The 18306-nt window shown below is 58.8% G+C and carries 10 protein-coding genes; 3 read left to right on the forward strand and 7 right to left on the reverse strand.

Features of this window, described 5'->3' with window-relative positions:
• Positions 1 to 69: 69 nt before the first annotated feature.
• From LOY43_RS22895 to treP, 5 genes are all read right to left on the reverse strand, one after another.
• Positions 70 to 360: a PTS transporter subunit EIIB gene (locus tag LOY43_RS22895; protein WP_095048336.1), complete on the reverse strand. Its 291-nt coding sequence runs from the start codon at positions 358 to 360 to the stop codon at positions 70 to 72.
• Between the two features lie 2 nt (positions 361 to 362).
• Positions 363 to 2891, reverse strand: a complete 2529-nt coding sequence (gene ptsP, locus LOY43_RS22900) for a phosphoenolpyruvate--protein phosphotransferase (RefSeq protein WP_258708775.1) — start codon at positions 2889 to 2891, stop codon at positions 363 to 365.
• A gap of 62 nt (positions 2892 to 2953) precedes the next feature.
• Positions 2954 to 4177 (reverse strand): carbohydrate porin, encoded by a 1224-nt coding sequence (locus tag LOY43_RS22905; protein ID WP_095125900.1) that lies wholly within the window; start codon positions 4175 to 4177, stop codon positions 2954 to 2956.
• A 105-nt stretch (positions 4178 to 4282) separates the two neighbouring features.
• Positions 4283 to 5932 (reverse strand): alpha,alpha-phosphotrehalase, encoded by a 1650-nt coding sequence (gene treC / locus LOY43_RS22910; protein WP_258708776.1) that lies wholly within the window; start codon positions 5930 to 5932, stop codon positions 4283 to 4285.
• 90 nt (positions 5933 to 6022) lie between these two features.
• Complete coding sequence (gene treP, locus LOY43_RS22915) at positions 6023 to 7465, reverse strand: PTS system trehalose-specific EIIBC component (RefSeq protein WP_258708777.1); 1443 nt, start codon at positions 7463 to 7465, stop codon at positions 6023 to 6025.
• Positions 7466 to 7700: 235 nt separating this feature from the next.
• Here treP and treR point away from each other — a divergent pair, with 235 nt between their 5' ends.
• The 3 genes from treR (at position 7701) to LOY43_RS22930 (ending at position 14991) form a co-directional block, all read left to right on the forward strand.
• Positions 7701 to 8405 (forward strand): trehalose operon repressor, encoded by a 705-nt coding sequence (treR, locus tag LOY43_RS22920; RefSeq protein ID WP_095048339.1) that lies wholly within the window; start codon positions 7701 to 7703, stop codon positions 8403 to 8405.
• A gap of 101 nt (positions 8406 to 8506) precedes the next feature.
• A complete protein-coding gene (locus tag LOY43_RS22925) occupies positions 8507 to 11593 on the forward strand; it encodes a membrane-targeted effector domain-containing toxin (RefSeq protein ID WP_258708778.1) in 3087 nt (1028 codons plus the stop codon).
• Between the two features lie 254 nt (positions 11594 to 11847).
• Positions 11848 to 14991, forward strand: coding sequence for a membrane-targeted effector domain-containing toxin (locus LOY43_RS22930; protein WP_258708779.1), 3144 nt, complete (start codon positions 11848 to 11850; stop codon positions 14989 to 14991).
• Positions 14992 to 15067: 76 nt separating this feature from the next.
• Here the strand turns inward: LOY43_RS22930 and guaA are convergent, their stop codons facing one another.
• Entirely contained in the window at positions 15068 to 16645 is a 1578-nt protein-coding gene (gene guaA / locus LOY43_RS22935) for a glutamine-hydrolyzing GMP synthase (protein WP_093430638.1), read from the reverse strand.
• Between the two features lie 99 nt (positions 16646 to 16744).
• The gene (gene guaB, locus LOY43_RS22940; RefSeq protein ID WP_034156270.1) at positions 16745 to 18214 is read right to left on the reverse strand and encodes an IMP dehydrogenase; all 1470 of its coding nucleotides are present in this window, start codon (positions 18212 to 18214) and stop codon (positions 16745 to 16747) included.
• Positions 18215 to 18306: the final 92 nt, after the last annotated feature.

Here is an 18306-nt window from a genome sequence, read left to right on the forward strand (position 1 = left end):
AGGCGAATACGATACACCTGCGGTTGAGAAACAGTAAGGGCGACCTGAGGCCGCATGCCCTTGACCGGCTTAAGGTCGCAGCCCGGTAATCAGGTGAACGACACCATCCTCCAAGGGCATCACGCCCGCGACCCCGGCGGCGCTCAACGCCTGTTGATCGATACCCGACACATCACGCAATACTACCCGCACCCGCGTCAACGCCAGCGGTTGCTGTGACTGGAGATTATCCACACCGCCCAGCGCCGCGACGATGGCGGCGCTCAATCCGGCGCACGGCTCGGCGGGGACTTCGGGTGTGTCCACCACCAGATCCGGGGTCAGGGCTTTCCAGAATGCCTTCTGCAATTTATCCAACATCTTCAGTTCTCCAGAACCCGTAAAGTATCGACGGTTGCCTCGTGAAAGAGCTGCAACGCCTCGCGCACCTGCCCGGCACTTTCCAGCCCCAGCACCTGTTGGGCGATGATCTGACAATCGGCCAGCTCGAGTTCGCGCACCGTCGCCTTTACCGGTGCAATCATCGGCACGCTCACCGACAGTTCATCCACGCCCAACCCCAGCAACAACGGCACCGCCAGACGTTCCGAGGCCATTGCCCCGCAGACTCCGACCCATTTGCCATGGGCGTGCGCGGCCTTGACGGTCATGGCGATCAGGCGCAATACCGAGGGATGAAAACTGTCCGCCTGACTGGCCAGACGCGGGTGATCGCGATCCATCGCCAGGGTGTATTGCGTCAGGTCATTGGTGCCGATCGAGAAAAAATCCACCAGCGGCGCAAACAGGTCCGCCATCAGCGCCGCGGCCGGCACCTCGATCATGATCCCCAGTTTCGGCCGTTGCGTTAGCCCCAGCGCGAGGATTTCCTCGTCGAGCATTTGCCGCGCCAGACGCAGCTCCGACAGTTGTGTGACCATCGGCAACATGATGTGCAAACGTGTCAGCTCGCAGCAGCCGAGCATGGCCCGGAACTGCTCACGCAATAACTGCGGGCGCTCCAGGCACAAACGAATGCCGCGCACGCCAAGGAACGGGTTGGTTTCGCTGTCCATCGGCACGTAGGCCAGCGGTTTGTCACCACCGACATCAAGGGTGCGCACCACCAGATTGTGCGCAGGTCCCACGCAGCGAGCGATGGCGCTGTAGGTCGCAGCCTGTTCGTCATGGCTCGGCGCATGATTACGGTCCAGGTAGAGAAACTCCGAACGCAGCAGGCCGACGCCCGCACCGCCGAGGGCCATGGCCTGCTCGGTTTCCGCTAACGAGGCGACGTTGGCCGACACCTCGATGTGATGGCCGTCTCGGGTCCGCGCCGCGAGCGTTGCGCTGGCCAACTCATGCTCATGGCGTTGACGCTGTTGTGCGTGCCGCGCCTGCCATTGACTGACGGCCGCAGGATCGGGACGCACATGCAATTCGCCCTTGTCGGCATCGAGCAACACCGGGGTGCCGTTACTCAACGCCAACATCTGCACCGGCACCCCGCAGATCGACGGCAGACCACAGGCGCGCGCAAGAATCGCCACGTGACTGGTTGCGCCGCCGCCGACCGTGGCAAAACCCAGCACCTTGCTGGTATCGATGCCGGCGGTCTGCGACGGGGTCAGTTGATCGGCAATCAGAATGCTTCCATGCGGCAGCTCCATCGCCTGCTCGCCTATCCCCAGCAATAGCTTGAGCACGCGGCGCCCGACATCGGTCAGGTCCGCCGCCCGTTCAGCCAGCAACGCACTGCCCAGTTGGCGAAACATCGCCGCGGTTTCTTCAGTGGTCGCGCGCCAGGCAAACGCCGCGCTTTTGCCTTCACTGATCAATGCCTGGGCCTGATCGAGCAGCCCCGGATCTTCGAGCAGTTCCTGATGCGCCTTGAAGATCTCGGCCTCGGCCTCGCCAGCGGCGGTGTCGCGCAAATGCTGCAAGGCCAGATCGGCTTCGATCAGGGCATTGGCGAGGGCCTCGCGCTCGCCGTCTGCTCCGCCGCCGAACTCGCTGACGTCGAACACCGGCTCGCTGATCTGCACCACTTGGCCCAACGCCGAACCGGGTGACGCGCAGACGCCACGCAGCAGGGTCAGAACCTCGGTTTCGACCAGCTCGACAGGCGCCACCGCCGTCACCGTTTCACCGCAGCCTTCAATCAGTAATCGAGTCAGCGCCTCGATTGCCGCGTCAGCATCTTCGCCCACCGCACTGACCTGCACGCTGTCGCCGCACGCGGTCTGCAACGCCATGATCGCCACCAGGGATTTGGCGTTGGCCTGAGCCTGCTGTTTATGCAGGTAAATCTTTGCCGCGAAGCCCTTTGCCGCTTGCGCGAACACCGCTGCCGGGCGCGCGTGCAATCCGTTGGGATTGGGCAGTTTCAACGTTTGAGAGAACACGGCCTGACCTTCTGCCGCGCCAGCATCCACGCCACAAGCCTGAGTACGGGCGAGCTCAAGCAACGGCTGACCGGTTTCGACCCATCCGCTCGACGCGACCCGCCAGGTGAACGGCTCTGCGCTGACCACCAGCATCAACGTCATCAGGCTGCGCGCATGCCGGGCAATGTAATCGGCGTCGAATTCGATCAACGCTTGTCCGGCGGCAACCCGTTGCCCCTCTTCAACGAGGCGGGTGAAGCCTTGCCCGCCGAGGTTCACGGTATCAAGGCCGATGTGCATCAACACTTGTACGCCATGGTCATCGGTGATGCTCACGGCATGCCCGCTGGCCTGCACGTTGCTGATGACGCCGGCCATGGGCGCACACAGGGTCGATGAAGTCGGGTCGATGCACAGACCGTCGCCGATCACGCGCCCGGAAAACACCGGATCGGGCACCTGCTCAAGCGCGATCAGGACACCGGACAAGGGAGCCAGCAATTGCAATGGTTGGGGTGTGGCCATGACGTCACCTGCAGTTTTGTTCTTTGAAGTGCCCATGGAGCGCGACGCTCCATCAGCATCGCTTATTTCCACCAGTATTCGACCTGCAATCCGACATTCGCACCGTGGCGAGCGCTACCGAAGGCGCCGGTGTCGGAGAGTGCCGAGCCTTTGGCCAGTTCGTTGGCCGCGCGTTTGGCCGCCTCGTTCCAGGTTGCGTACGTGTAATACAGCCGCACCTCGGGACGCGCCCAGAACTCCGGGCCTTTCGGCGACCAGGTCGGGGCAAAGGTAAATTTGCTCAGTTTGCGCGTACCCCCCGGAGCTTCGACTTGATCGTGACCCAGCTCGGTGACCAGTTTGAAGTGTTCGCTGAGCGCATAAGTCGGTCGCACCCCCAGCGAGATCCAGTTCTGGTCGACACCGTCCGGGCGGATGTCTTTCTGGTACACCGCTTCAATCTGGCCACCGAAGCGCGGCGTCACCTGCCAGTCGAAAAACTCGACGACTCGATAACTTTTATTGCTGTCGTCCAGTTTGACGTTGCCGGTATAACCCAGTCCGGTGCCCGGCCCTTCACCGTATTGCAGCGCCAGTTTGTTTTTGCCGCCGAGAAAATCCGTCTGCACATGTTGCGTGGTGATCGCCCAGCCCCGGTGGGCATCGCGGCTGTCGGGTTTGTCGATATAACTCAAGCCGAACTCCAGCTCACCGCCAGGATTGGTCTTGAAACCGGCGATGTTGAAGTCGTGCCGATTGATGTAGTCCTTCTGGTACAGGTTGTCCTTGCGCGAGAAGGCGTAGCTGTATTTCAGATCGCCGATCAACACGTCTTCGACCCCGCCCCCCGTGGCGCTCTGGTTCCAGTAGTAGAAGTCGGAAATATGGATGTCATTGCGCTTGTAGTAACGGCGTCCGGCCCACAATGAACCACCGTTGAGCGCGGGCATCGCCGACCACTGTGCGTAGGCCTGCGGCAAGCGGATTGAACCATTGTCGTCTTTGAACGTGGGGCTGCGGTCGTAGCGGTTATATAGCGAGGCCATCCCGTCGACACTCAGTACCGAACCGTCGTCAAGGGTGTACAGGTCCTGCCGCAACTCGAGTTCGCCGTACTGCTCGCATTCGTTACCCAAGCGATATTTGGTCTGCGCACCCGGTAACTGGAAGCACGACTGACCGCTGCTGTTGACTGACGTGCCGACACCGCTGCGCAGGTAGCCGCCAAACTCCAGCGCTTGTGACGTTGGCGGTAAGGCCAGGCAAAAACCTGCGACTGCAAGGCTGCGATTTATTGTTGTTTTCATAAGCCACCCCATTGTTTTTATTGTCTGGTTGCATGAATTCGGCGCGCAGAAATCCCCCGCGCAGTGCTCTGCGTGTTTTTTGAACGTTGTTTTTTTAGTTAAAGGTCAGGGATCGATCAGGTGCAGGACGAAGGACTCGTAAGGTCGCAACGTCACCTGGCGCTTGCGCAACGCGCCCTCTGGATAATTGCTGATCAACAGGCGCTGGCTCATCGATTCACTGATGACCGTCGCCGGTAATTCCACTTCACAGGTTGTCCCGTAGAAGTTGTTCACCACCAACAAACGCTCGGCGTCACCTTCACGCACATACGCCCAGACCTGCGGATGTTCGGGCAGTAATTGTTGGTACAGCCCGTCGGTGATCAACGGTTCACTGCGGCGCAGCGCGATCAGACGGCGGTAGTGATGCAACACCGAGTCCGGGTCGTCGAGCTGGTTTGCGACGTTGATCTGCGCAGCATTGGCCGGCACACCGATCCACGGCTCGACGCTGCTGAAACCGGCGTTCGGCCCAGCGTCCCAGTGCATCGGCGTGCGACCGTTATCGCGGGACTTCTGCATGATCGCCGCCATGTTGTCGGCATCGCTGCTGCCGGCTTCGCGCTTGAGGCGAAAGATGTTCAGCGTCTCGACATCGCGGTAATGCTCGATCGATTCGAACCCCGGATTGGTCATGCCCAACTCTTCGCCCTGATAGACGAACGGCGTGCCCTGGAGAAAGTGCAGTGCGGTGCCGAGCATCTTCGCCGAGCATTCGCGGTACTCGCCGTCGTTGCCGAAGCGCGAGACCACGCGCGGCTGATCGTGGTTGCACCAGAACAGCGCGTTCCAGCCGCCACCCGCCTGCATGCCGGTCTGCCAGTCGGACAGAATTTTCTTTAGCTGAAGGAAATCGAAGTCGGCGCGTACCCACTTCTGCAGGTTTGGATAATCGACTTTCAGGTGATGAAAGTTGAAGGTCATCGACAACTCTTTCGACTGCGGATTCGAATAGCGAATGCAGTGTTCGAGGCTGGTCGATGACATCTCGCCGACATTGATCAGGTCGTGCCCTTCGAAAACTTCGCGGTGCATCTGCTGCAAGTACGCGTGGACATTCGGCCCGTCGGTATAAAAGCGTCGGCCATCGCTGTCGTCTTCGGGGAAGTCCGCAGGCTTGGAGATCAGATTGATCACGTCCAGGCGAAAACCGCCGACGCCCTTGTCTCGCCAGAATTGCATCATCCGGAATACTTCAGCGCGCACCTTGGGATTGTCCCAATTCAGGTCGGCCTGGGTGTGGTCGAACAGGTGCAGGTAATACTGACCGGTCTGGGCTTCGTACTCCCAGGCGGAACCGCCGAACTTGGATTCCCAGTTGTTCGGCTGATCACGCCAGATGTAGAAGTCACGGTACGGGTTGTCGAGGCTGCTGCGCGCCTGTTGAAACCAGACGTGTTCGATCGAGGTGTGATTGACCACGATGTCGAGCATCAGCTTGATCCCGCGCTTGCCCGCCTCGGCGATCAGCAATTCGCAGTCGGCCATGCTGCCGTAGCTCGGGTCGATGGCGTAGTAATCGCTGATGTCATAGCCGTTATCGCGTTGCGGCGAACGCAAAAATGGCGTTATCCATAAACAGTCGACGCCCAGCCACTTCAGGTAATCGAGTTTGGCGACGATACCGAGCAGATCACCCGTCGGGTTGCCGGCGTGACTATGAAAACTCTTCGGATAGATCTGGTAGATCACCGAACGCTGCCAGTCTTGCATGGCACAACTCCTTCAATAAGTCCGTGCGGCTCGCGCCCAGATTGAAATGCAATCAACTGTGGGAGCGAGCCTGCTCGCGAAAGCGATTGTTCAGGCAACCCGATAACCGGGCCGGACGATCTTCATGCTCAATGCACAGGTCAAAACAAACGGCACGAGCATGGCAATCAGCATCCCCAGCACAAACATCGGGATGTACTGCGGGATGATCGAGATGAACCCCGGCAGTCCGCCGACGCCGATGGCCGAGGCCTGAACCTTGTTCAGCGACAGGAACACGCAGCCCAGTGCCGAACCGGTCAGCGCGGCATAAAACGGAAACTTGTAGCGCAGGTTGACGCCGAACATCGCCGGCTCGGTGATACCGAAGTAGGCAGAGATTGCCGAAGTCGACGCCATGCTCTTGTCCCGTGCATTACGGGTCATCCAGAACACCGCCAGGGCGGCACTGCCCTGAGCAAGGTTGGACATGACGATCATCGGCCAGATGAAGGTACCGCCCTGGGTCGAGATCAATTGCAGGTCGACCGCGAGAAACATGTGGTGCATGCCGGTGATCACCAGCGGCGCATACAGCAGACCGAAAATGGCGCCACCCACCATTGGTGCCAGGTCAAACAGCATGACCAGCCCTTCGGTGATGAAGATGCCGATGTGGCGGGTTACCGGGCCAATCACGGCCAGCGCCAATACGCCGGTAACGACGATGGTGGTGATCGGTACCACGAGTAACTGAATGGCGTTGGGCACGCGCGCGCGCAGCCATTTTTCGATGAAGCTCATTACGTAAGCGGCCAGCAGAATCGGCAAGATCTGCCCCTGATAGCCGACCTTTTCCACCTGAAACAATCCGAGAATGTCGAAGTACGGCAACTGCTGCCCGTCCAGCCCGGCCACGGCCTTGCCGTAGTTCCAGGCGTTAAGCAGATCCGGGTGCACCAGCATCAGACCGAGGACGATGCCGAGGATCTCGCTGCCGCCGAAGCGCTTGGCCGCCGACCAGCCCACCAGCGCCGGCAGAAACACGAACGAGGTGTTGGCCATCAGATTGATCAGGCTCCACAGCCCATCGAGTTTCGGGTAGGCATCGAGCAGGGTCTGCCCGTCGATGAACATGCCTTTGGCACCCAGTAGATTGTTGATGCCCATCAGCAGGCCGGCAATGATCAGCGCCGGCAGAATCGGCATGAACACGTCGGAAAACACCCGCACCAGACGCTGCATGGCGTTGATCTTTTCAGTGCTTTTCTGTTTGACGTCAGCGATCGTCGACGCCGCGAGACCGGTCTGACGACGCAGTTCGGCATAGACCTTTTCCACTTCGCCCGGACCGATCACCACCTGATACAGGCCACCGGTAAAGAACGAGCCTTTGACCAGGTCGATCTGGTTGAGCATGGCACTGTCGACCAGGCCCGGATCTTTCAGGGCCAGCCGCAACCGCGTGACGCAATGGGCGGCCTGTTCGAGGTTGTCGCTGCCGCCGAGGCTTTGCAGCAATTGCCTGGTGATGTTCGGATAGTCGTGGCTCATGCTAGTTCTTCCGCTATGGATTGTTGTTATTGGCAGCACGCCGAAGCGAAAAATACTCGTCTGTACGAGTTAATGCAACAACTCGTACAGACGAGTTTGTTTATGTATGTTCCTGCCAGACCGAAGGCGAATTTTCCTACCCTGCCTTAGGGTGATTTCCATCGCCCACATGGACAAAGCCCTACCCTGGCCTTAAGGTTCGAAGCTTTGAGCACAGTCGGCACCGAGCCTACCCATGAGCAAATACAACCAGATCTATAGCGATCTGCTGGCCAGCATCACGACTGAACGCCTGGAGCGCGGCGCACGCCTGCCTTCCGAAACCGAACTGATGGACAGCTATCAGGCCAGCCGAGGCACGGTGCGCAAAGCCATTGAACTGCTTCAGGAGCGCGGCTTTGCGCAGAAAATCCACGGCAAGGGCACCTTTGTGCTGTCGACCAACCCGATCGAGTTTCAGCTCGGCGGCATCGTCAGTTTCCAGGAAACCTATCCGCGCCTGGGCAAAGATGTCAGCACCGAAGTGGTCGAGCTGAGCCAGATCCCGCTCGAAGGTGCCCTGCTCGAGCACATCCATGCCGAACCCGGCAGCCTCATCACCCGAATCAAACGTGTGCGGCGGATCGACGGTAAACGCGTGATCCTCGACATCAACCACTTCGTCAGCGAAGTGATTCCCGGCCTGTCCCTCGACATCGCCGAGCAATCGATCTACGCCCATATCGAGCAGACCCTGCAGCTACAGATTGCCTACGCCCAACGCACCATCGAAGCGGTGCCGCGCAGCAAGGATGATCAACTGCACCTGGACCTCGATGGCCAGAGCCATGTGATCGTGGTCAGCAACCAGACCTTCCTCCAGGACGGGCGTCAGTTCGAGTACACCGAATCCCGCCACACCCTCGACAAATTCTACTTTTCCGACGTGGCACGGCGCTGACCCCGACACGTTTCCAACGATCATGTGCGGTATATATGTAGTGCACTCCCCTTGAGCGAATCGGCCATGCTCGGCCTTCATTTCTCAAGGATGGAGAAAGCATGTACGCCACCCAACAAAGCCTTCTGCCTAACGCGGCAGACAAGGCAGCTCTGAAGCGAATCGCCTATACCGTCGTGCACAATTGCCCCGGACTGCAGGACGCTGCCCATGAAGCCGCCCGTGATCTGCTGGAAGCAAAAGGCCTGTCGAGCCTCGACCCGGATGAGGTTTATTTCCATCGCTTCAAGACGGCCCAGAGCAGCACTCGCTCGTTTACCGGCTGGGAGCACATCCGCGAGAAACCCTACGAATCGATGACCCTGACACAGCTGGTCATTCATCGTTTTCGTGCCACCGACCAGGACAACGCCGACCTGCTCGATCTGTACGGTGGCTTCTACAGCGAAGGTCCGCAGGGCGAAAATTTCGACGAAAAAAACCAGGTGTGCCTGCACGGCAACGAGGTCTTGAAGGCGTTCTGGAGCCTCGATTTCAGTGGGTACTACAGCGCCACGCTGACGGACTTCTGGAACAGCCACGGCGAGGATTTCCGCACCTTGGCCAAGTGCAATTTCCTTAGCCGTGCAGTGCAGGCGCTGGACCTTGGGCAACTCACCCGCAGTGACTTTCAATGGCTGGTGGACTCAGTGGTGGGACCGGTTAGCTGGCCGGTCACCCTGAGCATGTTGCAATCAAGCCACGCGACAACGGGGGATGTGTTCGCCTTCGACATTGACGGACATATCTCCACGCAATTGCTACGCTTCGTCGATTCTGCCGGTCGGCAGATTATCTATCTGCCGAGTGCGACCGCAGCGTTCGTGGTCAAGGAAACGCCGGCAGACCTGCATTGGTGGGTTCTGGATCAACTGAACGACGCCAAACGCCGCGCGACCTTCCTGGAGCATTTTGCCCTCGCCGATCGTCAGCACATGAGCGAGAACATGCCCGATCTGATGAATCGCTTGGTGGCCACCTGGGGCCGGGCCGACCATCACCTGATCAACCGCACAAACCAGGAACTGAGCGATGATGCATTCAGTTGGCTGCGCGACTCGACACGTCAGGCGATGTTTGCTGAAGCCCACCTGTCTCTGACATCCAATGGCGATCTGCGCAAGAAACTGTGGATCGGCTATCTGAGTGCGGGCCTCAAGGTATTTGGTCCGATGGCCACTGTCGGTTGGCCGCTGGCGCTACCGGTGATTGGCGCCACCCTTGCCAGCATGGGTCTGAATATCGATCAGGCGCAAAACGGCAAGACAAGGGCCGAACGCAAGGCCGGCGTGCTGGGTGCGGTTTTGAGTGGTATCAATCTGTTATTCAACCTTCCATTGCTGATCGGCACCGGGCCGATGCTGGAGGTTGGTGCCGAGGTCGAGGCTGCAGAAGCCGCCGAGATGGTTGAGTACAGCGAAGCCTTGAATGCCTCTGCCGAAGCCGATTACCAAGAGCCGATCATGGTGCCGGACGATGCCGACATCACCCTGCCAAATGTCGATGAAACGACGCTAATTCCGGCGCAAAACGACCTACCGCCTCCGGTGCCCGAACGCTACCAATGCAACGAGTTGCTTGATGGCACAGCGCTCGGCGAAGAGTCGGGGAAATTCCAGGGTGTCTACCGCCTCGACTCGGATCCGCCCTATGCCATTCTGATGAATGACACGCCGTACTATGTGCGCTACTTCGCCAACGCTCACGGCAACGGCGACTGGGCGATCGTCGACCCTGAGCGCCCAAACCAGCTTGTCCACGCGCTGCCTGTGCGTCTCAATGGCGAAGGAGAATGGGAGCGCATGCCAGCCTTGGGTCTCAAGGGTGGCGGCCAGTGCATGGGCAAACAATGCGCCCCGGATCTCGAACTCGACACCTTCGAACCTGCCTCGCCCGAAACGCCCGTGCAACCGGCAGAAGAACCGCAACCCTCGACATCGCGGCCCCCACGCCCGGTGACCAGTGCCTTTGACATCGAACCGTCGGTACGCCGTTCGATAAAAGCCTGGGCGTTGAACCTCAACGAAACCCATGCCCGGTTGCAGCCCGACGGTGCCGGCGGTTTCGCCATGGACGATCCGTTCGAGTTGTATGCCGCCGGCAAACGCCAACTTCTGCAAAGTTCGGCCCGAAGCTTTTTCAAGAACCTGCCGTGGGTCATCCAGCCCCCGCGCCCGGTCATACCCGGGGTCAACCGGCTGATGCCACTGACCGATCTCATCGATGGTGTTTTTGAAAGTGCCTCCGGGCTGGTGGTCGGAGAAACCCTCGATCGTATTGCCAGCATGGGTTTTCTGATTGAAAACATGCCGGCGCTGGCCCGACACGTGAAAACCCTTTATCTGCGCGGCCTGCTCAGTGACTTCGCTCAAGTGGAACTGAACCGCTACTTCACCAGCGGCAATATGACTGCGGATTTACACACTTACCTGAACAGCCTGGGCACCGATCCCGCCGGTCGATTCAACCCACTGGAACTGGTCCAGGTCGCGCGAGCGAACGGGGTTCGGATTCAGGCGATCGATTGCGCCGCCAGCTACAAAATGAAAACACCGCTGCCCTCCGTCGACGAGCAAATGATGAACACCTTCCTGACCAACGACATCATGACCGGTGACGTCTACCTCAACAGCCCGGGAAAATGGATCGTAGTAACCGATGCTCACAGCACCAATACCTTCAGAGGACTGCTGGGCATCAGTGAACTGAAGGGGGGAATAGGCTTGCGAATCGATGAAGTCGGCGCCGGTGAAGAGCTGGGCGTGGATGTCGATCCGGGTATTGAAGTACCACGCGGCAGCTCGCCCGGTGGCACCGTCAGGCAAGGCAATCCAGATCTTCTGCGTGCCGATCTGCGCTTGAGAATGCCGGCACCCGAGGTAACCTGGACCGAAGAAACGCTAGAGAGTGTCTTGCACAGGCGAGGTATGTATCTATTCGAAAAAGCAGGTGAGCGCTACACGCTGATACACCGCAGCAAACAAGGCATGCTGCAACGCACACCGATCACTCGATCGAGTGACGGCAAGGTCTCCCTCCACCGACCTGCGTGGCAGCGGGTGAATGACATCGCATTCGCCAACCTGAAGGACATGTCTCAACGGTTGTCCGATACCGGGCTGATATTGCGTAGCCGGATCCCTGATTGAGGCTCTCCGGTTAAAACTGAGCAAGGAAGGCCCGACAACGAAAAATGCCAGTCAGCAAAACTGACTGGCATTTTTCATCAACCTTCCTCTGCACTTGCGAATCCAGCTAGCGCCTGGAGGACGCCGGACAAACAGTCCTCCTCCATCACCCCACTCTATTATCAATAGGGGAGCAATATGCGGTAGCCGGGTAGTGCACTGCCCTTGAGCGAATCGGTCATGCTCAGTCTTTGTTTCTCAAGGATGAAGAACGCATGACCTCCCCCGAACGACGTCTCCTGCCAAACGCTGAGGACAAAACCGCCCTCAAAGCCATTGCTGCGACGATCGTGCAGACCTGCCCGAGTCTGCTCGACGCTGCCCATCAAGTGGCCAACGAAATACTGGCGGACAACGGACTGTCCGGCCTCGATTCCGACCGTGTTTACTTCCACCGTTTCAACACGGCGCAGAGCAGCACGCTGACCTTCACGGGTTGGGAACATTTGCTGGAAAAGCCTTACGAAACGCTCACCCTCACACAGTTGGTGATCCATCGCTTTCGCGCGACTGATCAAGACAACGCAGATCTGCTTGGTCTTTACTGCGGGTTCTACTCGGATGGCCCGGAGGCAGAAAACTTCAATCAGAGCAATGAAGTCCGGTTGCTGGGCAGTGATGTGCTGAAGGCGTTCTGGGACGTCGACTTCAGCGCGCGCTACATAGGCCAACTGACGACTTTCTGGCAAACCTCGTCGGATAACTTCCGAGCCCTGGCAAAGTGCAACTTTCTCAGCCTGGCGGTGCAGGCGCTGCAACAGGGTGACCTTGACGGAACTGACTTTCAGCGCGTCGTCGACTCGGTAATCGGGCCCGTCACCTGGCCCGTTACCTTGCCAATGCTGCAAGCGTTACACCCGGTCGGTGCTGAAGTGCGGGCGCTGGATCTCGATGGCCACGTAGCTTCCAATGCACTGCGTCTGGTGGAAGACAGTGGCCGCCAGACCCTTTACTTGCCAGGCGAAGCCCAGACATTCCTCTTGATGGAGAATGAAGCGGATCTGCATTGGTGGATGCTGGAGCAGATGAATTCAGAGGACAAGCGCACGGCTTTTCTCAAGCATTTCCCGCTGGCTGACCGCAATCACTTGACCGAAAACCTCACCGATCTGATGAACCGCCTGGTGAGCACTTGGGGTCACAGCGATCATCAAATGATCAATCGCAGCAACGTCGCGATCAGCGGTGACGCATTCACTTGGTTGAGCGAGTCGACACGTACGGCCATGGTTGCCGAGGCGCACCTTGTACTCACTTCCAACAGTCAATTGCGCAAAAAACTCTGGATCGGTTATTTGAGTGCCGGTCTGAAAGTATTCGGCCCGATGGCAGCGGTGGGCTGGCCTGTGGCGTTGCCTTTGATTGGCGCCAGCATCGCGAACATGGGATTGAACATTGATCAGGCCATCAACGGCACCACGCCAACCGAACGCAAGGCCGGAGTTACCGGCGCAGTGCTGAATGCGATCGACATTGTGTTCAACATTCCGTTTCTGATCAGCACGGGCGCGCAACTTGAAGTGGGCCCGCAGGTGGAGTTTGCCGAAGCGCAAGAAATGCTCGGTTTGGTCGAGTTCACTGCGCCTGACGCACCCTTCTTGCCGCCTGTGGATCAACCGCCAGTCGCGACGATTGATCCACAGGCGACCGTTGAGCTGGCAAACGAAATCGCCACCGAGACCACCATCGCATCCACCCGGCAGTTGGCCACGGCGGCTGCGCGCCAAGGTTGGTCTGTTCCAAAGATTCCTGCCAAATATCGATGCAACGAGCTACTTGCCCAGCGTTCTGCAGAGGCAGCTCCAGGCAAGTATGAGGGCATTTACCGCCTGGACAAGGAGCCGGGCTATGCCATCGAAATAGAGGGTGCGGCTTACTACGTGCGCTACTTTGCCGAATCCGAAGACGCTGGCAACTGGGCCATCGTCAATCCCGAGCGCCCCAATCAGTTCGCTTACTCGTTGCCAGTACGCTTCGGTAGTAGCGGCAAGTGGGAACGCATGCCCGCGTTGCGTCTCAGGGGAGGCGGCCAATGCGTGGGCAAGGCCTGTTTACTGGGCATTGACCTGCCCTCGTCCTCATCCTCGGCCCCAGCCTCATCAACCCCGTCAGCGGAGCTCCCCCTCGTCGAAGCGGTTTCACCGGTCGCGCGACCACTGCGCCTGGTGAATCCGGTCAACGACATCGCAGGAATGGACATGGCGAAAATGAAAAGATGGGCAATGAACTTGCCCGAGACCTTCGCCGAGCTCGCCAGTGCAAACCGCGGTAAACCATCGACTGCCGATACGTACGCGGCCTATTTTCGCGACAGGCGCTCGTCCCTGCTGAACGAGGCCAAAGAGTATTACTCAGAGCTGAACTGGACCAACCTGCCCGCACGGCCAGTCATCCCGCAAATCGATGCCGAGATGCAGACGGCTGAGTTGATTGATCGCATCTTTGCCAATACCGATGGACTGGTCGTCGGCGAAACCCTTGATCGCATCGCCAGCATGCGTTTCATGATCGAAAACATGCCGGCGTTCGCACGGCATATCGACACACTGTACGTACGTGGTTTGCTGAGCGATTTTGCCCAGGCAGATCTCAACGACTTTTACCTGTCGGGAGAGATGTCAGAGGGTCTTCGAGCCTACCTGTCCAGCCTGGGTACCGACCCTGATGGCCGGTTCAACATGCTTGAACTGATCAAGGCTGCCCAGGCCAATGGCATCCGGCCTCACGGTCTTGAAGGCGCGCACAGTTACAAGCTGAAGGTACCACTGACTTCGATCGAAGAGCAGATGATCCATGCCCGGCTCGCCTCGCAAATCATGTGGGGTGACGAGTTCCTCAACAGACCAGGCAAATGGGTTGCCCTGGTCGAGGCAACGAACACCAATACTTTTAGAAATCTGCCAGGCATCAGCGAAATCAGGGGCGGCATCGGTTTACGCATTGAAGAAGCGACGTCCACCGAAGTGCCCGGCATCCGAATCGACCCGGGACTGGAAGTCGCTCGGGGGCCGTTTGATAACGGTGCATCGACGCGCAACTCATCCGACTTTCTATTCGCTGATTTGCGCTTGCAGATCGAAACACCTGTGCCGCAGTGGACTGAGGCGACGGTGAATTCACTGCTGAATCGCAACGGCATGTTCATGCTCGAAAAAACACAGAATGCATACACGCTTGTACGTCGCAACAGCGACGGCAATATTGTTCGAACAATGGTGAATCGCAGAGGGGATGGTCAGGTTTACATCTGGGCACAGTCGATGCCGCGCATCAGCGGCATCATGTTCCGTGACATCGGCGCGTTATCCCAGCGTTTGATAGAGATCGGCTTGACCCTGCAAAGTCGCTTACCCAACTAACCCGTTTTCAAGGCATGAAACGAAAAAACCCTTGGCTTCAGGCCAAGGGTTTTTCGTTAATCAACGAGTAGTGAGATCATTCCCACTCAATCGTCGCCGGCGGCTTGCTCGACACGTCGTAAGTGACGCGGGAGATGCCTTCGATTTCATTGATGATGCGGCCGGAAACGGTTTCCAGCAGTTCGTAAGGCAGGTGAGCCCAACGCGCGGTCATGAAGTCGATGGTTTCTACAGCACGCAGGGCCACAACCCAGGCGTAACGACGGCCGTCGCCAACAACGCCAACCGATTTCACTGGCTGGAACACGACGAAGGCCTGGCTGACCTTGTGGTACCAGTCGGCTTTGCGCAGTTCTTCGATGAAGATGTGGTCAGCGCGACGCAGCAGGTCGGCATATTCCTTCTTCACTTCACCGAGGATGCGCACGCCCAGGCCCGGGCCCGGGAACGGGTGACGGTAGACCATGTCGTACGGCAGGCCCAGTTCCAGGCCCAGACGACGGACTTCGTCCTTGAACAGTTCGCGCAGTGGCTCGACCAGTTTCAGGTTCATCTCTTCCGGCAGGCCGCCCACGTTGTGGTGCGACTTGATCACGTGGGCCTTGCCGCTTTTCGCGCCAGCCGACTCGATCACGTCCGGGTAGATGGTGCCCTGAGCGAGGTACTTGATGTTTTCCAGTTTGTTCGACTGGGCATCGAATACGTCGATGAAGGTGCGACCGATGATCTTGCGCTTCTTTTCCGGGTCAGCTTCGCCGGCCAGGTTGTTGAGGAACTGCTCTTCAGCGTTGGCGCGGATCACCTTGACGCCCATGTTCTCGGCGAACATGGCCATCACTTGCTCCCCTTCGTGCAGACGCAGCAGGCCATTGTCGACGAAGACGCAGGTCAGTTGGTCGCCGATGGCTTTGTGCAGCAGCGCGGCAACTACCGAAGAGTCAACGCCGCCGGACAGACCCAGCAATACGTTGTCGGTGCCGACTTGGGCGCGGATGTTGGCAATGGCGTCTTCAGCGATCTTCGACGGCGTCCACAGGGCTTCACAGCCGCAGATGTCGAGGACAAAACGCGACAGGATGCGACCGCCCTGCTTGGTGTGGGTTACTTCCGGGTGGAACTGCACGCCGTAGTAGCCACGGTCGTCGTTGAACATACCGGCGATCGGGCAGCTCGGGGTGCTGGCGAGGATGTGGAAGTCTTCCGGCATTTTGGTGACCTTGTCACCGTGGCTCATCCATACGTCGAGGCCGAACAGGCCGTCAGCGTCGATGTGGTCTTCGATGCCGTCGAGCAGACGGCTCTTGCCGACCACGTCAACGCGGGCGTAACCGAACTCACGCAGTTCGGAACCTTCAACCTTGCCACCCAGTTGCTCGGCCATGGTCTGCATGCCGTAGCAGATACCGAAGACCGGTACGCCCAGATCGAACACTGCCTGTGGGCAGCGCGGGCTGTCGGCGACGTGCACGGACTCGGGGCCGCCGGCGAGGATGACGCCTTTAGGAGCGAATTCGCGGATCGCATCTTCGTCCATGTCGAACGGGTGCAGTTCGCAGTACACACCGATTTCGCGCACGCGGCGGGCGATCAGTTGGGTGTATTGCGAGCCGAAGTCGAGGATCAGGATGCGGTGAGCGTGAATATCGAGGGCCATGATTCAGTCTCGTCTAAGTCGTTCAGAAACAGTCGTGATTCAGAAACAACTCGGGGCTGAATCAAACAGCCCCGGTTGCTTTGCTTGTTGCTTGAAGGCTCAACCTACGCGGTAGTTTGGCGCTTCTTTGGTGATCTGCACGTCGTGAACGTGGGATTCGGCCATGCCAGCGCCGGTGATCCGCACGAACTCAGGCTTGGTGCGCATTTCTTCGATGTTGGCGCTACCGGTGTAGCCCATCGAGGAACGCAGACCGCCCATCAACTGGTGAATGATCGCGCTCAGGGTGCCTTTGTAAGGCACACGGCCTTCGATGCCTTCCGGAACGAGTTTCTCGGCACCTGCCGAGGAGTCCTGGAAGTAACGGTCGGAGGAACCTTGAGCCTGGGACATGGCGCCCAGCGAACCCATGCCGCGATACGCCTTGTACGAACGGCCCTGGAACAGTTCGATTTCGCCCGGCGCTTCTTCAGTACCGGCGAACATCGAGCCCATCATCACGCAGGAAGCACCGGCTACGATGGCCTTGGACAGGTCACCGGAGAAACGGATACCGCCGTCGGCGATCAACGGTACGCCAGTGCCTTCAAGGGCAGCGGCGACGTTGGCGATGGCACTGATTTGCGGGACGCCGACACCGGCGACGATACGGGTGGTGCAGATCGAGCCAGGGCCGATACCGACCTTGACCGCATCAGCGCCAGCTTCGGCCAGAGCCTTGGCTGCGGCGCCGGTGGCGATGTTGCCGCCGATCACCTGCACTTCAGGGAAATTCTCTTTAACCCAGCGAACGCGGTCGATCACGCCTTTGGAGTGACCGTGCGCGGTGTCGACTACCACGACGTCCACGCCAGCGTTGACCAGAGCCGCTACACGGTCACCGGTGTCTTTACCCGTACCGACCGCAGCGCCAACGCGCAGACGACCTTGATCGTCCTTGCTGGCCAGCGGGTAGGCTTTGGCTTTTTCGATGTCTTTGACGGTCATCATGCCTTTGAGGGCAAACTTGTCATCGACGATCAGAACTTTTTCCAGACGGTGCTTGTGCAGCAGCTCGCGGACTTCGTTCTTGTCGGCGCCTTCACGCACGGTGACCAGACGCTCTTTAGGCGTCATCACTTCACGTACGGTGGCTTCCAGACGGGTTTCGAAACGCACGTCACGGGAAGTGACGATGCCGACCAGGTCGCCATCGTGCAGGACCGGAACGCCGGAAATGTTGTGCATGCGGGTCAATTCGAACAGGTCACGTACCGTGGCATCAGCCTCGATGGTGATCGGATCCTTGACGACGCCGGCTTCGAACTTCTTGACCTTACGCACTTCGGCAGCTTGCTGCTCGATGGTCATGTTCTTGTGGATAATGCCGATGCCACCTTCCTGAGCCATGGCGATTGCCAAACGGGCTTCAGTGACGGTGTCCATTGCAGCAGAAACCAGAGGAATGTTCAGCTCGATGCCACGGGTAAGGCGGGTCTTGAGACTGACTTCGTTAGGAAGCACCTCGGAATAACCAGGCACTAAGAGAATGTCGTCGAATGTCAGAGCTTCTTGGCTGATACGCAGCATCGCGGGGGCTCCCGAGCGGGAAAATGGAAGCGCGCCATTATAGTCATCCACCCCCTGCTGTTCAATGTAAAACTCAGCTTAATATCAATGTT

The sequence above is a fragment of the Pseudomonas sp. B21-041 genome, from assembly GCF_024748675.1.
In the GTDB taxonomy this organism is placed as follows: domain Bacteria; phylum Pseudomonadota; class Gammaproteobacteria; order Pseudomonadales; family Pseudomonadaceae; genus Aquipseudomonas; species Aquipseudomonas neuropathica.